The following is a 17,995-nucleotide window of genomic DNA, read 5'->3' as shown; positions in this document are numbered from 1 at the left end:
TCCTGTGCAGGGAGACCTGCCCCGACGAGAGAAGTCCGGATGAAAAGAGACGCAAACCCTGGGAAACACTGTTCCGTATACGGGAACTATTCCACGGGAACGCTTTCGAATGAAGAGCAGCCAGACTGGATGGCCAGTCCAACGGCCTGCTGGCTGAAACGTTTCTGATAAGCCTGGCGGATGGCTTTCAAATAAGGCTGCAGATTACGGTCTGAGGAGGGGGCCACGATCCACACGATTCGGGATGACTCACGGATTACCCTGTGCCCGGCTGCATCATACCACTGTCCCTGAGCATCAAAGACGGTAAATCCTGCCGGAAAGCGCGGTGTAATCTCGCTGCCCACGAAAGCATGCCAGTCGTCACCATCAATGATGCTGCCATCCGGCCGCGTCAGGCCGAACATCAGCCGGATCTGCACGTCGTCATGGGTCTGGATTTCCCGGCACAGATTGGGTGTGACACTGACCGGCACGATGCAACCGCCGAGCAGCGGAGCCGTGAAGGCCAGCAGAGGCAGTCCCTTTTTCACCGAGGCTGTCCTGCCAAAGCATTCCGAAGAACATCAGCCTCGGCAGGCACGAACAGACCCCGGCGAATGAAGAGATCGATCAGGACAAGATTGACGTTGAACTTGAATGAATCGGTATCCTGCACCAGCGTCATGACGTTCTGAATTGGCATGAGGTGAAAGCTTTCCACTTCGCCGTCTTCCGCGACCGGTACGAACCCCTCTGGCAGAAGCAGATCGTAACAGTGCAGCACATCACGCCGCAGTCCCTCAGGACGCTCCAGCGCATATTCGATCCGGCTGACAGGCCGGGCAGTTGCGGCCAGTTCGGCGGGGATGCCAGCCTCTTCCTGTGCTTCCTTGACGACTGTCGTCTGCGGATCAAGGCCCGCGCTCATACCACCCGCCACCAGATGATCCAGCTTTCCCGGGTCCAGTCGCTTGCTCATGCTGCGTCGGGCCACCCACAGGAAAAGAAGCCCGTCCGCGCGTTCGACCAGCCCGTTCAGATGTACACCCTCGGCTGCCAGTCCCAGAACGGGAATGGCGCCGCGGTCCACCTGTCCCAGCACAAGGCCATTGTCATTACGAACGTCGAAAGCCTCGTCATGGGAGGCATAGAGCCCCATCTCGCAGAGTGTCCGGGAGAGCGGGAACAGCTCCGCACCGACTTTTACTCCGAAACCCTGACTCCGCTGAAGGCCGAGCGTTTCAAGCGCCTGCGCTGTTGCAGGGCTGATCCAGCCGATCTGCTCTGTCCCACAGAAAAACGGGAGACGACCGCCCGGCAGGACCGCGCTGTTGCAGGCCGCGATATGGCGGAGAAAGGGTTCGAGGGCAGGGGATAAGGATTTGTCAGACACAGACCAATATGTCGCATGCAGGCAGTCATTTGCAAAGCATCGCCTGCACTTCCCATAGTCTGCACATGTTCAAGAAAACCGATTCGACCTCTGAAGCGCTTTCCCTGCGGGTTCTGTGGCCCATGATCCGCCCCGAAAAGCTCTGGCCCGACGCCACACGCATCGGTTTTGCACTCATCATTCTTCTGGTGGAGAGCGGCACGGCTGTCGCCACGCCCTGGCTCTTCAGCCGCATGGTCAGCAGCCTGTCACGTCCGGAGACGCTTCTGGTCGTCCCGGTCTGGCTGATCGCCCAGTATGCCGTCATCCGCATCATTTCCGGGCTGGCGACCCCGCTGCGGGAACTGCTCGTCAAACCCGTTGAAACGGATCTCCAGCGTCGTGTCGCCGTTCTCGGCCTGCGTCATCTGCACGACCTAAGCGTCCGCTTTCATTTGGATCGTCAGACGGGTTCGCTGACGCGCACGCTTGACCGTGGCGCCGATGCTGTTGGAACGCTGCTGTCCCTGGCGCTGTTCAACGTCCTGCCCAACGTCATCGAACTCATCATGACGCTGACCGTCATTCTGAAGATCTTTGACTGGCGTTATGTCTGCCTGCTTCTGGTCGCGCTGGGACTGTATTCTGCCGTCTCCTATGTCTTTACCCGCCTGCGGATGACGGCGAGACGTGCACGCAACCGTGCCAGCAACGAGGCCCAGCACCAGCTTGTGGACAGCATCCTGAATTTCGAAACGGTTCGCAGCTTCGCCAACGAACCGCATGAAATCGCCCGTTATGATGCGGCCCGCAGAGATCTCCGTCAGGCTGAGATCAGCCTCCAGCGTTATGTCAGCCTGTCCCAGGTCAGCCGTGGCATCCTGATTGCCGCCACGACAACAACCCTTCTCGCGATGGCTGCCCATGACATCGTGGCGCATCGTCTGGCCGTTGCGCAGTTCGTCCTGATCGGCAGCTATCTGAGCGGCCTTTATTCATCCGTGGGCGCCCTGAACTATGTGAGTGCAGGCTGGCGCAATGCGCGCGTCGATCTGGAAAATTATCTCGAACTGCTCGCCGTCCGCTCCGAAATCACCCATGCCCCCCAGCCGCTGCATCTGCCAGGCAAGCTGTCGGAAGCGGGTGCGGCAGCTGTCGAGTTCAGGCATGTTTCCTTCGGCTACAGCCCGGCCCGGCAGATCCTGTACGATGTCTCCATAAACGTCCCTGCAGGAACCTCTCTGGCCATCGTCGGGCATACGGGCTCGGGTAAATCCACTCTGGGCCGCCTGCTGACCCGTGCCTATGATCCGACGGAAGGTGCGGTCTGCATTGACGGCCATGATCTGCGCGACATTGCGCCGACTGATATCCAAAACATCATCGGCACGGTTCCGCAGGATACGGTGCTCTTCAATTCCAGCATCGGCGAGAATATTGCCTATGGAGATCTGTCTGCGTCACCCGAGGATATTGAAAAAGCGGCCCGCAGCGCCCAGATTGATGCCTTCATTCGGGAGCTTCCGGATGGCTACGAGACTGTTGTGGGGGAGCGGGGGCTCAAGCTCTCCGGTGGCGAGAAGCAGCGCGTGGCGATTGCCCGTGTCATCCTCAAGGACCCACGCATTCTGCTTCTGGACGAAGCCACAAGCGCGCTCGATACCCGCACGGAAGTCGCCATCCAGAAAGAGCTGGCGGTGCTTTCGCAGGCGCGCACAACGATCATCGTGGCCCATCGTCTTTCCACCGTTCAGGATGCCGACCGCATCGTGGCGCTTGACGCGGGACGCGTGGTAGAGCAGGGAAGCCACATGGAACTGCTGTCCGCAGGTGGCCATTATGCCGCAATGTGGGCTGCACAGGCCGGAGAAAGCGTAGTCAGGGGTTGACGAAGGCCCCCACCTTACGTCATAAGCCGCGCCTGATTTACGGAACACGCCGGACCTCGCTGTCCTGCGTCATCCAGCATCGAGGAAAGTACCACCATGTCTCGCCGTTGCCAGATCACGGGCAAGGGCGTGCTGACGGGCAACAACGTCAGCCACGCCAATAACAAGTCCCGCCGTCGTTTTCTCCCGAACCTGCAGGAGACCACGCTGATCTCCGATATTCTCGGTGCTTCGGTGCGTATGCGCCTGTCCACCAACGGTATCCGCACGGTCGAGCACAACGGTGGGCTGGATTCGTTCCTGCTGGGTACGCCGAACCGCAAGCTTCCGACGGAAGCCCAGGTCATCAAGCGCCGTATCCTGCGCGCTCAGGAACGCAAGGCTGCCCAGACCGCCTGAGGAATTTTTGCCGAACTTTAGGTTTGGTCACAAGATTGCTCTTGAAAACCATGGCGGTCTGCGTCATTCAGCCGCCACTGGGATAAATCAGGTTCGGCCCTTTTGCAGGGCCGCAGCGGAGGTGTTTCGGTTCAGGCTGAAACACCTTTCATTGTATTTTGGAGGTTCTCCGTGTCCGAAAGCGTTCAGGAAGCCAAATCGGCTCTCTCGAAGATTCGCAACATCGGTATTACCGCGCATATCGATGCCGGTAAGACCACGACGACCGAGCGTATCCTGTATTACACGGGTGTCTCTCACAAGATCGGTGAGGTCCACGAAGGCAACACCACGACCGACTACATGGCGCAGGAGCGTGAGCGTGGCATCACGATCACCTCGGCTGCCGTGACGTGTGAGTGGAACGACCACCGCATCAACATCATCGACACCCCGGGCCACATCGACTTCAACATCGAAGTCAACCGTTCGCTCCGCGTGCTCGATGGCGCGATCTTCGTGATCGAAGGCGTGGCCGGCGTGCAGCCGCAGTCCGAAACGAACTGGCGCCTCGCTGACCGTTATAACGTTCCGCGCATCATCTTCATCAACAAGCTCGACCGTACCGGTGCGGACTTCTACTACGCCTTCAGCACGCTGAAGGAGAAGCTCGACATCGTTGCAGTGCCGCTGCAGCTCCCGATCGGCGCTGAAGAAAACTTCGTTGGTGTGGTCGATCTGATCGAAATGCGCGCCATTGTGTGGGAAGGCGGCGAACTCGGCGCCAAGTTCCACTACGAAGAGATCCCGGCCGACCTGAAAGAAAAGGCCGAGGAAGCCCGCCAGACGCTGCTCGACACGGCTCTCGCCATGGACGACGCTGCCATGGAAGAGTACTTCGAGAAGGGTGATGTCGACGTCGCAACTCTCAAGAAGTGCATCAAGAAGGGTGCGATCTCCGGCGAATTCCGTCCCGTCATGTGCGGTACGGCCTTCAAGAACAAGGGTGTGCAGCCCCTGCTCGACGCCGTCATCGACTACCTGCCGGCTCCTGACGAAGTCGAAGGCATCCGTATCGCTCCGCCGGAAGACGAAGAAGTTGACGAAAACTTCCTGCCGATCGTTCCGGTTGATCCGGACGGCAAGTTCGCTGGCCTTGCGTTCAAGATCATCTCCGACAAGTACGGCACGCTGACCTTCGTTCGCGTCTATCGTGGCGTCCTGAACTCCGGTGACACCATCCTGAACACGACGAAGGGTCACAAGGAACGCGTTGGCCGCATGTTCCAGATGCATGCCGACAAGCGTCAGGAAGTGAAGTCCGTTGGTGCCGGTGACATCGCCGCATTCGTGGGCCTCAAGGACACCGTCACGGGTGACACGCTTGCCGATGCTTCCGATCCGGTGGTTCTGGAGCGCATGCAGTTCCCGGTCCCGGTCATCGACATCTCCGTCGAGCCGAAGACCAAGGACGCCGTCGAGAAGATGACGCTGGCTCTGCAGAAGCTGACGGCTGAAGATCCGTCCCTGCATCTGAAGACCGATCAGGAAACGGGTCAGACCATCCTGTCCGGCATGGGCGAGCTTCACCTGGACATCATTGTTGACCGTCTGCGTCGTGAATATGGCGTCGATGCCAACATCGGTGCGCCGCAGGTGGCCTATCGTGAGACGATCACGAAGCCGCATGTCGAGACCTACACCCACAAGAAGCAGTCGGGTGGTTCGGGTCAGTTCGCTGAAGTCAAGATCGAGTTCGCTCCGTCTGACAAGCCGGACGAGATCATCTTCACGAACAAGGTCGTCGGCGGTACGGTTCCGAAGGAATACATCCCGGCAGTCGAAAAGGGCATCCGCATGCAGAGCACCACGGGTGTTCTCGCCGGCTTCCCGACCGTGGACTTCCAGTTCACGCTGCTTGACGGTAAGTACCATGACGTTGACTCGTCGGCTCTGGCCTTCGAAATCGCCGCCAAGGCCTGCTTCCGTGAAGGCATGAAGAACGCCGGTCCGGTGATCCTCGAGCCGATCATGGACGTGGAAATCACGACGCCGAACGATCACGTCGGTGACGTCGTGGGCGATCTTAACCGTCGCCGCGGCATCATCCAGAGCCAGGAGACTTCCGGCTCGACCGTCATGATCCGTGCACAGGTGCCGCTGAAGGAAATGTTCGGCTACATCTCGCACCTGCGTTCTGCAACGAAGGGTCGTGCATCCTTCACCATGCAGTTCCACCACTACGATCCGGTGCCGCGTAACGTGGCCGACGAAATCATCGCGAAGTCCGCCTGATTTCTTCACTCCGGTGAAACATCAGACCCCGCCAGAGCGATCTGGCGGGGTTTTTTGTGTTCTACTTTGCGACGGGAGAACTTATGCCCGAGACGCAGACATCAGCCATTGCCATCCTGCCCGTAAACGATATCCCGCAGGCGGAGCAGTTTTTCGCTCTCCTGGGCTTTTTCGCCCAAAATAAGGGTGTTGCCGAATACCGGATTTTGCACAGTCAGGACGGTGCAGAGCTTCATCTGACACAGGCCGTCCCGGGGTGGGTTGAAGCGGGGCGCAATCCGTTCGGGCTTTACTTCCGCCGACCTGATGTGGATGCACTGGCTCACGTCTTTGCGGGTCAGATTATCGAAAAGGAAGGACCATCCCTCAAGCCTTGGGGGATGTATGAGTTCGCGGTCAACGGACCCGACGGCGTGCTTGTCCGGATTGGCTGGCCAGCTCGGGCGTAACACCGGAAATGAAAAAAGCGGCGGAAGATTTCTCTTCCTCCGCCTTTCATGATGTCTGTTCTGATCGCGCTACGGATCAGTGCAGGTTATCTGTTCGGCGGATGAAAGCCGCGACATTATCGTGCAACTGCTGCAGCGTGTTCGGGTCCACATAGACCATGTGACCGGACGTGTACTGCGCATATTCGATGTTTTTCTGCAGGCTCTTTGCCATTGGCAGATGCTTCATTTCATACACACCCTCGAAATAGGGTGTTGCCAGATCGTAATAGCCGGCATTGAGCATGACATGCAGGTTCGGGTTGGTCTTCATCGCCATAGCCAGATCGGTCATGACGTTCGGTTCGCCTTCAGGCTGATATCCGTGACCGGGCTGATGATGGTGGCTGTTCCAGTGCCCCTGGCTGTTATAGAGGCGATAATCCTCGTCCGTGCCGTATTTGAGTGTGTTACGGACATAGTCGTTGAAGACTGTGACATAGGCCGAGCTGATGGCGCTGGACTGCGGATCGTAATCCACTTCCTGGCTCATCGGGTCGATTGTCGGGCTTGAATAGCGCGTGTCCAGACGGCCCGTTGCCATGCCGGTCTTTGCCTGGAGTTGTTGTTCGAACTCGCCGCCGTTGACGCGCAGATCAGCGCGCAGGATGTAATCGACCGGCAGACCCGTATAATCATGCAGTTTTGCCGCAATGGTCTGACGCTGGTCGTTCGGCAGGTCCGCACCCTGACGCAGGGCCAGCGTGTAGTCGGTCATCGCAAAATGCTCGACTTCATGCAGGAAGGCTTTCAGGTCTGGATGCTCTGCCGGCAGGCAGTGATGATACCAAGCCGTTGCAGCATAGGTCGGCAGGGCCAGCACATACGGATCGTCCACGCCTGCATTGAATTGCGGGCTGTCATCGCTGTTGTCGTAATTCAGGATCTGCGACAGCAGGATCACGCCGTTGAAGTCGATGTTCTCGTCTTGTTCGAGATCGTTGATGACCACGGCCGAGCGCATCGTGCCGTAGCTCTCGCCGAACAGGTATTTCGGCGAATTGTAGCGGTGATACTTGGCCAGGAACTTCGAGATGAAGTGCGTGAAGGCCTCGCCGTCACCATCGACGCCCAGAAACTCCTTTGCCGCATCCTTGCCGGCGATCCGCGAGAAGCCCGTGCCTGGCGCATCGATGAAGACGACGTCCGAGACGTCCAGCAGGGACTGCGGGTTGTTGATGAGCGCGTAAGGGGCCGCTGGCAGATGCGTGTCCCCTGGTGTGTTTACGCGACGGGGGCCGAACGTGCCCATGTGCACCCAGACAGAAGCCGATCCCGGTCCACCGTTATAGAGGAAAGTGATCGGGCGCTTTTCGGCAGGAACGCCTTCCTTGAAATAGGCAGTGTAGAACATGGAGGCGACCGGTGCAGTCTTGCTGTCGTCATCCTTGCCGGCATCAAGCCTGGTACCGCGTTTGGCCAGAACATCACCGGAATCATTATAGTCGGCGCCGTGAACCAGAATGGTGCCCGCCACGGCCCGATAGGGAATGGTGGCACCATTTACTGTTACTGTTCCGTTTGTCACGCTGTCAGCATCGGGCGCCGGTGTGGCAGGACCTGCCGCCAGAGCAGGCACAGCCATCATGGCTGCACCCAGAAGAAGGGCCTTGCGAAGCATGCAGAGGAACTTTCGTTAGGGTTTGTTACGTGTGCTTTCTAAACGCACGCGACGATCCCAAACAAGAGTTCCAGCCGCGTATCATTCCTCAGCCGAATGCCCGGTTGGCATGCATGATGGCAACGCCGACCTCGCGCAGCAGGGCAAAACAGCGCGACAGGGGCTCGAAGATTTCCTCATGCTCACGTGCGAAACCTGCGGCTTCGGCAGCGTCCCCCGGCTCTCCGAAATCGAGATTTGCAACGCTGGGAGCCGTGATCGGGAACAGATCTTCCAGCAGATGCAGTGCACGTGGCACATCCAGACACAGGATCAGGTTCGTGATCGCTTCCCGCGTCAGGCTGTTGCGGGGACCGAAATAGGGGATGCGCGTCGACAGCTCCCACAGCCGGTCGATCAGGGCAAAGCGGATAGCATGGAGAAGCTTCTCGCGCACTTCCATCCGGGGTGCATCCGGCCATGCTGCACGTAGGGCGATGTGGTCGGCCTGGATGCGACGGAACATCGCCGGACCGCTGGCCCAGAACCGCAGCAGCTCCAGACCGTGCGAAATGCACAGCAGGCTCTGACGTTCTTCATCGCTCTGCGCCTTTGCGGCACGATCCAGCCAGGTTCCCGGATCAAGCTGGTGGATGGTGGTCCGAAGGACATCCAGATCGGAATGGGCCAGCGCCTGACGGGCGAAATCCATGGCTTCGCGGAAGCGCGAGGAGTCCGTGGCGAAGTGTTCGAACGTCTCGGGATGCCGTTGTGCCGCATTTCCGAGGCCGTGCAGCACATTCGCCCACCAGCCGAGCTGCTGGAGAATTGCGTTATTGGGAATAGCTCGGAGCTGCCCCGGATGCGTGATTCGTGTGACGGTCGCCGCATCGGACTGGCGGGCAGAGGGGCGCGAGCCCGTCTTGTCGATCAGGGCGGGGCCAAATGCGCTTAGCAGCGCCGCATAGCCCGGATCATCCACAAGCGCACCCATGTCGAGCGCGATGGTGGAGAAGAAATCCGACGCGAAGTCAGGCCGCTCATAGACCGGGTCCTGTGTGTCCTGCGGGATTTCGGCTGTATGTTCCGCCAGGGTTGCGATCGTGGAAGCCGCAAGCGCCTTGGTACCGAACAGCGTGTAGCCGTCGCCACCCTGAAACGCTGTTTCAACGCGGCAGCCGATCCCGGCGTCCCGCATGGCAAGACGTGTACGGGCAGGAGAGAAATAATCCAGACGCTGACGCAGGCTGAACGGATGTGCGCCGCGTCCGATGCTTTCGCCATGCGTGTCGAACAGGGTCAGGGAGACGTCCTCGAGGCCATGCTCGGCCAGCAGGGACAGGGTCCGCATCCGCAGGCGCTCGACCAGATTGGTCGCTGCGAGCTGGCCGACATAACGTCCCGAGTCGGAATAACCGAACTGGAGCGACAGTCGTCCGTTCGCCCGCAGGTAGTCACGCCAGTGGTTGGAGCGAAAGGCCTCTTCAAGAATGGTCTCGCCGTTTTCGAGCGCGCTTTCGGTCTCAAAGAGCGGCGAAATCTCGATCTGATGGTCCTCGATCCCGAACAGACGCGCCAGCCAAAGGGTGGCCAGCAGCGTATAGCCGCTTTCTGTCTCGGCAATGAGGAAGCGGATGGGCGATCCTGTGTCGATGTGCTTGAGGATCTGCGCCATCGTCATCATCAGCCGTGCGGCAGAGGCAGGCTCGACCAGCAGGGAGCCGAAATCCACGGCCCGCGGCTTCAGGTTTGACAGCGCCTCGTCGATCTTGGCCAGCAGAACGCGCCGCCGTGAAGGCAGAGCAGGATCATCGGTCAGGCCCAGACGGGTGCGGGCAACGTTGTAGATCTGTGCGGCATTCAGCCGCGTATGGATGCGCGCAATCCCGAGGCCATGGTTCATGAACCCGGCACGGATGGTCCGCAGCTGCAGTTTGGCCTCATCATTGAGCCTGACCGCGGCATCCTGGAACAGCGGCAGAAGTTCGGAAGCGTCGAGCAGGGCCTTCTCGCGGAAAGCGATCAGCGTCTGCGCGAAATCCTTGATGATTTCCGGAGCTGCATCCTTGCCGGTCGGGCAGGCGGCATGCTGCGTCTTGACCGCCTCGATCGCCCGGCGTGCGCGCATGGCGAGCGCACTGTCCTGCAGGCCCAGCTGTTCCAGTCCGTCCGTCAGGCGATGGAGTTGCGAGAATTTCAGCTCAAGCCGGATGCGCAGCGTATCCCACCACCCGATGTCATTACGCCCGTCAGTATCAAACCCGACCCAGCTTGCCAGAATGACGGGAGAGGGATCGACCTGACCAGCTTCACCGGACCAGCGCTCAGCCATCTCGCCGAGCAGCGCCTGCGTCAGATCATCCAGAGCGTCCCGTCCCCGCAGGATAGCCGCCAGTGCCAGAGCCTGCTCCTGCGCCAGAGTCGGCGGTGCAGGACGGCGATGCGTCTTCAGGCACGGTACCGGCAGTTCCGGATTTTCGGCACGATGCGTGAGAATGTCGTAGACACCATCGGCGAGTGCAAAAGTGGGGTGGGCTGTAAAAACCGCCGCAATTTTGGGGACGGTCAGCGACGTCGCATCCGGGGCCTGCTCGACAAGGCGTTTCGCCACGGCTTCCAGACGGCTCTGCGGATCAGTCGTATCAAGCCCGACATAAGAGCGCAGATGCGCGGCCCGCTCTACGAAATGTTCGTCACGCAGGGCGCGGACGACATTCTCGATCTCGGTCAGCTGCGTCCTGTCTTCACTTGCATCATCGGCAGACAAACCCTGTCCGATGGATGCAATCAGGTCTGCGAGGCCATCGCGCTCATGGAGAAGCCGTGACGTCATGGCGTCAATACGGTCATGGAGGGACGGATCGAGCCGGGAGGCGCAGTCAGACATCGGGAGCAGTCTCGCTTTCTGCGAAAAAAGAAAGTGGAACGAAAACGGGCCGCAATACTTTTCACGCCCAGCCGGAGAGCGCAACCATGCTCTGGGCGCGACAGCCCGTCAGGATAATGCTATCGGTGCGATCATGCACGCGGACACGTCCTCTCCCGTTTCCCGAAAATCCGGCCTTGCAGGTCTGTCCCCCCGATTCATGGCGGGCGGTCTGCTTGTCGGCATGGGCGTGCTTGCTGCGGGTACGACGCTGGCGGCAGCCCGTCATATCGGCGATGGCAGTCTGGCGTTTGGTCTGCTGCGCGCCGGGTCGCGGGCAGGGGTGGTCGGTGGTCTGGCCGACTGGTTCGCTGTCACGGCGCTGTTTCGCCATCCCATGGGGCTTCCCATTCCTCATACTGCCATCCTGCCGCGCCAGAAGGAACGCCTTGGGCAGGCGCTGGGCCGCTTCATTTCGGGGCAGTTCTTTACCGAAGAGGATGTGCGACGGGCGCTGTCGAAAATCGATCTTTCCGGGCTGATTGCCGATATGCTGAGTGAGCCGGCCACGCGCCAGACGCTCGTCACCAGCATGCGCTCCGCCATTCCCCTGATGTTCGATCGCATGGAAGACGGGCGCGCCAAGGCTGCCATTTCGCGTGCTATTCCGGTTCTGCTGAATGGCGAGGAAATGGCGCCACTCGTCTCGCGTGGCATGCGCGCCATGGTGGACAGCGAGATGCATCAGGAAGTCCTGTCCTTCCTGCTCGAGCGCATCAAGACGACCGTGACCTCCCGGGAGTCCGATCTGCGTCATTTCGTGGAAGAGCGCGTCCGAGAGCAGGGCGGGCGCTTCTTGGGTTGGGCTATTGGTGGTTCCGTCGCCAGCCGCGTCCTCATGGCGCTTCATGCCGAGTTCGAGCGGGTCGATCCGATGGACTCGGATCTGCGACACGGTTTTACCACCTGGGTCCGTGGTGAGATCGACCGCATCGAAAACGATCCCGCGCGTCGCAAGGACATGGCCGATACGATCACCTCCGTGCTGACCCATACCAGCCTCAAGGGCTGGAGTTCGGAGCTGTGGGACCGTCTGCGCCGTATGGTGGAAGAGGACAGCGGACGCGAAGATGGGTGGAGCGCCACCGTCATTGATGCGGCCATTGTCCAGCTTGCCAGTGCCCTGCGTTCCAATGCGTCCCTGCGTCTGAAGGTCAATCAGGCTGTTGAAAGCACTGTCCAGCGGATCCTGCCGGGCCTGCGCGAGAAGCTTTCAGGCTTCATTGCGGCCGTTATGGCGGGCTGGGACGGAACTGACCTGGCCAACCGCTTGGAGTCGCGTGTCGGGCGTGACCTCGCCTATATCCGCATAAATGGCACAGTCGTCGGATTTCTTGCCGGAGCGGCGCTCGACGGCGTTTCCCGGCTGTTTTTTGGTGTGTAACATTCCATGTCTGACGATGGGTCAGACACAGAAGTCTTGACCTTTGCTCTGGTATGGGCCATTTGGAACAAATCAGGACTTAGCAAGTCTTGAATTAGAACAAGATGTGAGTGTGCAAGCGATGCTGAGGCTGTCAAAACTGGCCGATTACGCCACCGTCCTTCTGGTCCATCTCGGTCGTCATGAAGGACTGGCAACAGCAGCAGCCCTTGCGGTAGAAACCGGCGTTCCCGAACCCACAGTTGCCAAGCTCCTCAAGGGACTGGCCTCCAATGGTCTGGTTCTGTCCCACCGTGGTGCAAGAGGTGGATACCGTCTTGCCGGCGAGCTTGAAAAAGTTACCGTGGCGGCCGTTATCGCTGCTGTGGACGGGCCGATTGCCATCACCGCCTGTTGTGACGGACGCGAGTGCGAGCATAGCTCGCTCTGTGGCCTGTCCGGGCAGTGGGACGTCGTGAATGACGCCATTCTCAACACACTTAACAGCATCACACTGGCGGATATGGGCCGTCATGCGGAGCGCCTGCCAAAGCGTGGCCCCGCAACCGCACCTGTCGCCCCCGTTGGAGCGGAGACCTCCTCCGTGACCGACGCGGTCAGTTAAGGACACATACCATGCCAGCCGTGACGGAAACGCGCGAGACAGTCGAAAAACTCGCGAAATCCAGCTACGAATGGGGTTTTGAAACCGATATCGAGATGGATATCGCGCCCAAGGGCCTCAACGAAGAGACGGTGCGCCTGATCTCCGAGCGCAAGGGCGAGCCGCAGTGGATGCTGGACTGGCGTCTGAAGGCTTTCCGCGCATGGCTGGAAATGGAAGAGCCGACCTGGGCCCATCTCCATCATCCGCCGATTGATTATCAGGACGCGCATTACTTCGCGCAGCCCAAGAAAAAGCCCGGCCCAAAAAGCCTCGACGAAGTCGATCCCGAGCTGCTTAAAACCTATGCCAAGCTGGGTATTCCCCTGCATGAGCAGGCTTTGCTTGCGGGTGTCGAAGGTGCCGAGGAGCGTCTCCCCGTCGCCGTGGATGCCGTTTTTGACAGCGTGTCCGTCGCGACGACATTCCGCAAGACGCTTGCCGAAGCCGGTGTGATCTTCTGCCCGATTTCCGATGCCATTCGTGAATATCCCGAGCTGGTCCGGAAGTATCTGGGCACTGTCGTCCCGGCCGGAGACAATTTCTTTGCGGCGCTGAATTCTGCCGTCTTTACCGATGGCTCGTTCGTCTACATCCCTGAAGGTGTGCGTTGCCCGATGGAACTGTCCACCTATTTCCGCATCAATGCGCGCAATACGGGACAGTTCGAGCGTACGCTCATCATTGCGGAGGACCGCGCCACCGTCTCTTATCTGGAAGGCTGCACGGCGCCACAGCGTGATGAAAACCAGCTTCATGCGGCCGTGGTCGAGCTGATCGCGATGGAAGACGCCTCGATCAAGTATTCTACCGTCCAGAACTGGTATCCGGGCGATGATGAAGGCCGTGGCGGCATCTACAATTTCGTCACCAAGCGTGGCATCTGCCGGGGGGCGCGCTCCAAGATTTCCTGGACGCAGGTCGAAACCGGGTCTGCCATTACCTGGAAATATCCGTCCTGCGTGCTGGCCGGTGAGGGATCGGTTGGTGAGTTCTATTCGGTTGCAGTGACCAATAATCACCAGCAGGCTGATACGGGCACGAAGATGATCCATCTGGCGCCGAACACGCGCTCGACGATCATCGCCAAGACCATCTCCGCCGGGCATTCCGACAGCACCTATCGCGGTCTGGTCCGCATGCAGCCAAAGGCGCGTAATGCACGCAATTTCACGCAGTGCGACAGTCTCCTGATCGGCGATCAGTGTGGTGCGCATACGGTGCCTTACATCGAAAGCCGCAACATGACGGCGCGCGTGGAGCATGAAGCGACTACGTCCAAAATCTCCGAAGACCAGCTCTTCTACTGCCGTTCGCGTGGGCTTTCGGAAGAAGATGCAGTCGGTCTGATCGTCAATGGTTTCTGCCGCGAGGTGCTCAAGGAGCTCCCGATGGAATTCGCGGTCGAGGCGCAGAAGCTTCTGCAGATCAGCCTCGAAGGAAGTGTGGGTTAATATGAGCGATTTTCTGAAAATTCAGGGTCTTCAGGCCCGCATCGACGCCGACGGTACGCCCAAGGACATCCTAAAGGGGCTCGATCTCGAGGTCCCCAAGGGCGAAATCCATGCCATCATGGGACCGAACGGTTCGGGTAAATCCACGCTGTCCTACGTGCTCGCCGGTCGTGACGACTACGAAGTTACGGGCGGTTCCGCCACGTTCAAGGGGCAGGACCTGCTGGCGCTTGAGCCTGAAGAGCGTGCTGCGCTTGGTCTGTTCCTGGCGTTCCAGTCTCCGGTCGAACTGCCAGGTGTGAACAACGCGAACTTCCTGCGCACGGCCGTCAACGCCGTTCGCCGGGCGCGCGGTGAAGCCGAACTGGATGCCGTGGCCTTCCTCAAGGCTGTCCGTGCCGAGACCAAGCATCTGTCCATGTCCGACGATATGCTCAAACGTGCGGTCAACGTTGGCTTCTCGGGCGGTGAGAAGAAGCGCAACGAAGTGCTCCAGATGCGTCTGCTCCAGCCGTCTTTTGCCATTCTTGACGAAACGGATAGCGGTCTGGACATCGATGCCCTGCGTATCGTGGCTGAAGGCGTGAACTCCCTGCGCAGCCCGGATTTCTCGGCTCTGGTCATCACTCATCACCAGCGTCTGCTCGATTACATCGTGCCGGATCGCGTGCATGTCATGGCGCATGGTCGCATCATCCACAGCGGCGGCCCCGATATTGCCAAGACGCTTGAGAAGCAGGGTTATACCCAGTTCCTCGAGGCGGCAGCGTGAGCGGAGCCCCAACCGTGACGCAGAACGCTGCTCCGGCTCTGGAGGCGTTCATTGCGCGTTCCGCTGGTCAGGGCGCCGTGCTGGCTGAGACGGGTCTGCCGACGCGCCGCGTTGAAGCCTGGCGTTATACGCCGCTGCGTTCAATCGCGGATACGGCGTGGCAGAAGGCTGCACCCCTGACGACCGAAACCGTCACTGCGCTGCTGGCCCGTCTGGTTCTGCCAGAAACGGGCGCCCGCGTGGTTTATGGCAACGGCCAGCTTATGGACGCGTTGTCGGCTCTTCCGGAAGCAGTTCGGCAGGCTTTGGAAAATGTCTCTCCGCTCAAGGGACTGTTTTCCGCGACGCTGAATACGGCGCTTGGTGAAAGAGGTCTCGACATTTGTGTTCCCGCTGGAACGGATGCGGGTCTGCTGACGCTCGTCAGCCTGTCCGACGGGCAAGACGTTTCGACGCATCTTCAGCACCGCATCGTGCTGGAAGACGGCGCGTCCCTGACACTGTATGATGTCAGCGCAGGTGAGGGACGTTATATCGCCAATCCGCGTTTTGATATCGTCGTGGGTAAGGGGGCGACCCTGCGTCACGTCAAGGTGCAGCGCGAGAGCCTGACCGGTACACACCTCGCCATCGTTTCGGCCGATGTGGCGGAGAGGGGCGAATATGACAGCTTTACCCTGAACCAGGGCAGCAGCCTTGCGCGTCACGAAGCTGTCGTGACACTGGGCGCCCCTCATGCCATGGCACATGTGAATGGTGTGCAGATCGTCGATGGGCAGCGCCTGAACGACCTGACGTCCATGATCCATCATGCTGCCCCCGACGGCAGCTCGCGCCAGACCGTCAAAACGGTTCTGTCCGACGCCGGGCAGGGTGTTTTCCAGGGCAAGATCCTCGTTGATCGCGTGGCCCAGAAAACTGACGGCTACCAGATGAATCAGGCGCTGCTGCTGTCCGAGCGGGCGCAGATCAACAGCAAGCCTGAGCTGGAGATCTACGCGGATGACGTCAAGTGCAGTCATGGCGCCACTGTCGGCGCGCTTGATGACGAGCAGCTCTTCTATCTGCGTTCCCGCGGTATTCCGGAAGCAGAGGCGCGGGACATACTGGTTCGTGCCTTCCTGATCGATGCGCTGGATCTCGTTGCCGATGAAGGTCTGCGTGATCTGCTGTTGCGGAGCATGACGTCATGACCGTCGCTGACAGCCGTACCGGGATGGATCTGTCGGAAATCCGCGCCCATTTTCCGATCCTGAACGAAACCGTTCATGGTCGGCCTTTGGTCTTTCTCGACAGCGCGGCCTCGTCCCAGAAGCCGGATGTCGTGATCGAGGCCATGCGGGATGCGGCGTATCACCAGTATGCCAATATCCATCGTGGCCTGCACTGGATGAGCGAGCGCACGACGGAAGCCTATGAGCGCGCCCGTCATGACGTGGCCCGTCTTCTGAATGCGCCCGGTCATCGGGAAATTGTCTTCACCCGTAACAGCACCGAGGCCATCAACTTGGTGGCCCATAGCTTTGGCAGCATGCTGAAGCCGGGGCAGGCAGTTCTGATTTCCGAACTTGAGCATCATGCCAATATCGTGCCCTGGCTCATGCTGCGGGATCGTGCCGGGATCGAACTTCGTGTCGCTCCCATCAATGACGCCGGCGATATCGATCTGGACGCTTATGAAGCGCTTCTGTCCGATGGCAAGGTGGCGCTTGTTGCCGTCACGCACATGTCCAATGTGCTGGGAACGATCACGCCGGCCCGGAAACTGACGGAAATCGCCCACGCTTACGGTGCGCGCATCCTGCTGGATGGGTCTCAGTCGGTGGTTCACCGCAAGATTGACGTGCAGGCCATCGGAGCGGATTTCTTCACTTTCACCGGTCACAAGCTCTACGGTCCCACAGGGATTGGGGCGCTCTGGGGGAAGATGGAGCTTCTGGACATCATGCCGCCTTTCATGGGCGGTGGGGACATGATCCAGAACGTGTCCTTCGAGCGTGCCACCTGGGCCCATGTTCCGCACAAGTTCGAGGCCGGTACGCCCGCCATTCTGGAGACGATCGGTCTTGGGGCGGCTGTCCGCTTTGTGGAAGAGATCGGCTATGACGCCATCTCGCGCCATGAAGCTGAGCTGACCGCTTATGCTCTGGAAAAGATGCGCGGGATTAATAGCCTGCGCATTCTGGGCGAGCCGGAAGAGCGCGGGGGCGTGATCTCCTTCGTTATGGATGGTGCGCATCCGCACGATCTGTCCACGCTGCTGGATCAGCTTGGAATTGCCATCCGCGCCGGGCAGCATTGTGCCGAACCTCTGGTGCGTCGTCTTGGCGTTCATGCCACCGCGCGTGCCAGTTTTGGCATTTACACCACGACTGAAGAGATCGATGCGCTGATCGAAGGCCTTGAACGGGCCCGGATGATGCTCACATGAGTGAAGCCATGACCGATATCACAACCAGTGAAGACACAGCTGCTGTCCCTGCAACAGGGACGGCGCCCGATCAGGAAGCGGTCATCGCGGCCATTGCGACGGTGTATGACCCGGAAATCCCGGTCAATATCTATGAGCTTGGCCTGATCTACGCGATCGACCTGCATGATGACGGTCGCGTGCATATCGAGATGACGCTGACGGCACCTAACTGCCCCAGTGCGCAGGAACTGCCGGAGATGGTGCGCGATGCTGTTTCGCATGTTCCGGGTGTTACCCAGGCGACGGTGGAGATCGTCTGGGATCCGCCTTGGGACATGAGCCGCATGAGCGACGATGCCCGTCTTGCCCTCAACATGTTCTGATCCGGAAAAAACCTTC

The 17,995-nt window shown here is 59.7% G+C and carries 15 protein-coding genes; 11 read left to right on the top strand and 4 right to left on the bottom strand.

Annotation, left to right across the window (positions count from 1 at the left end; translation table 11 throughout):
• Positions 1 to 86: 86 nt before the first annotated feature.
• Both GRO01_RS06730 and GRO01_RS06725 read right to left on the bottom strand, forming a co-directional pair.
• Entirely contained in the window at positions 87 to 533 is a 447-nt protein-coding gene (locus GRO01_RS06730; protein WP_062510120.1) for a DUF3574 domain-containing protein, read from the bottom strand.
• The gene (locus GRO01_RS06725; RefSeq protein WP_231490352.1) at positions 530 to 1,375 is read right to left on the bottom strand and encodes an NUDIX hydrolase; all 846 of its coding nucleotides are present in this window, start codon (positions 1,373 to 1,375) and stop codon (positions 530 to 532) included. Before GRO01_RS06725 ends, GRO01_RS06730 begins: the two co-directional genes overlap by 4 nt.
• A gap of 65 nt (positions 1,376 to 1,440) precedes the next feature.
• Here GRO01_RS06725 and GRO01_RS06720 point away from each other — a divergent pair, with 65 nt between their 5' ends.
• The 4 genes from GRO01_RS06720 (at position 1,441) to GRO01_RS06705 (ending at position 6,365) form a co-directional block, all read left to right on the top strand.
• Positions 1,441 to 3,243 (top strand): ABCB family ABC transporter ATP-binding protein/permease, encoded by a 1,803-nt coding sequence (locus GRO01_RS06720; RefSeq protein WP_062510559.1) that lies wholly within the window; start codon positions 1,441 to 1,443, stop codon positions 3,241 to 3,243.
• 96 nt (positions 3,244 to 3,339) lie between these two features.
• Complete coding sequence (rpmB, locus tag GRO01_RS06715) at positions 3,340 to 3,642, top strand: 50S ribosomal protein L28 (protein ID WP_062510124.1); 303 nt, start codon at positions 3,340 to 3,342, stop codon at positions 3,640 to 3,642.
• 171 nt (positions 3,643 to 3,813) lie between these two features.
• Positions 3,814 to 5,916, top strand: coding sequence for an elongation factor G (fusA, locus tag GRO01_RS06710; RefSeq protein ID WP_062510125.1), 2,103 nt, complete (start codon positions 3,814 to 3,816; stop codon positions 5,914 to 5,916).
• 83 nt (positions 5,917 to 5,999) lie between these two features.
• Positions 6,000 to 6,365: a VOC family protein gene (locus GRO01_RS06705; protein ID WP_062510127.1), complete on the top strand. Its 366-nt coding sequence runs from the start codon at positions 6,000 to 6,002 to the stop codon at positions 6,363 to 6,365.
• A gap of 76 nt (positions 6,366 to 6,441) precedes the next feature.
• Here the strand turns inward: GRO01_RS06705 and GRO01_RS06700 are convergent, their stop codons facing one another.
• Positions 6,442 to 8,025, bottom strand: a complete 1,584-nt coding sequence (locus tag GRO01_RS06700; protein WP_062510129.1) for a S10 family peptidase — start codon at positions 8,023 to 8,025, stop codon at positions 6,442 to 6,444.
• 88 nt (positions 8,026 to 8,113) lie between these two features.
• Positions 8,114 to 10,891 (bottom strand): phosphoenolpyruvate carboxylase, encoded by a 2,778-nt coding sequence (locus tag GRO01_RS06695; protein WP_083541387.1) that lies wholly within the window; start codon positions 10,889 to 10,891, stop codon positions 8,114 to 8,116.
• A gap of 133 nt (positions 10,892 to 11,024) precedes the next feature.
• Between GRO01_RS06695 and GRO01_RS06690 the strand changes: the two genes are divergently transcribed.
• The 7 genes from GRO01_RS06690 (at position 11,025) to GRO01_RS06660 (ending at position 17,979) form a co-directional block, all read left to right on the top strand.
• Entirely contained in the window at positions 11,025 to 12,314 is a 1,290-nt protein-coding gene (locus GRO01_RS06690; protein WP_062510133.1) for a DUF445 domain-containing protein, read from the top strand.
• 121 nt (positions 12,315 to 12,435) lie between these two features.
• Positions 12,436 to 12,918 (top strand): SUF system Fe-S cluster assembly regulator, encoded by a 483-nt coding sequence (locus GRO01_RS06685; protein WP_062510136.1) that lies wholly within the window; start codon positions 12,436 to 12,438, stop codon positions 12,916 to 12,918.
• A gap of 11 nt (positions 12,919 to 12,929) precedes the next feature.
• Positions 12,930 to 14,411, top strand: coding sequence for a Fe-S cluster assembly protein SufB (gene sufB / locus GRO01_RS06680; RefSeq protein WP_062510138.1), 1,482 nt, complete (start codon positions 12,930 to 12,932; stop codon positions 14,409 to 14,411).
• 1 nt (position 14,412) lies between these two features.
• On the top strand, positions 14,413 to 15,183 hold the full coding sequence (gene sufC, locus GRO01_RS06675; protein WP_062510140.1) for a Fe-S cluster assembly ATPase SufC: 771 nt from the start codon (positions 14,413 to 14,415) through the stop codon (positions 15,181 to 15,183).
• A gap of 14 nt (positions 15,184 to 15,197) precedes the next feature.
• A complete protein-coding gene (sufD, locus tag GRO01_RS06670; protein WP_062510142.1) occupies positions 15,198 to 16,376 on the top strand; it encodes a Fe-S cluster assembly protein SufD in 1,179 nt (392 codons plus the stop codon).
• Complete coding sequence (locus GRO01_RS06665; RefSeq protein WP_062510144.1) at positions 16,373 to 17,614, top strand: cysteine desulfurase; 1,242 nt, start codon at positions 16,373 to 16,375, stop codon at positions 17,612 to 17,614. The genes sufD and GRO01_RS06665 overlap by 4 nt, the downstream gene beginning before the upstream one ends.
• Before the next feature lie 8 nt (positions 17,615 to 17,622).
• Entirely contained in the window at positions 17,623 to 17,979 is a 357-nt protein-coding gene (locus GRO01_RS06660) for an SUF system Fe-S cluster assembly protein (RefSeq protein ID WP_371857384.1), read from the top strand.
• Positions 17,980 to 17,995: the final 16 nt, after the last annotated feature.

Source organism: Gluconobacter roseus NBRC 3990 (genome assembly GCF_006538885.1).
Lineage (GTDB): Bacteria > Pseudomonadota > Alphaproteobacteria > Acetobacterales > Acetobacteraceae > Gluconobacter > Gluconobacter roseus.
Note: the sequence above shows the minus strand (reverse complement) of the source record. Positions and strands in the feature narration are given on the sequence as shown.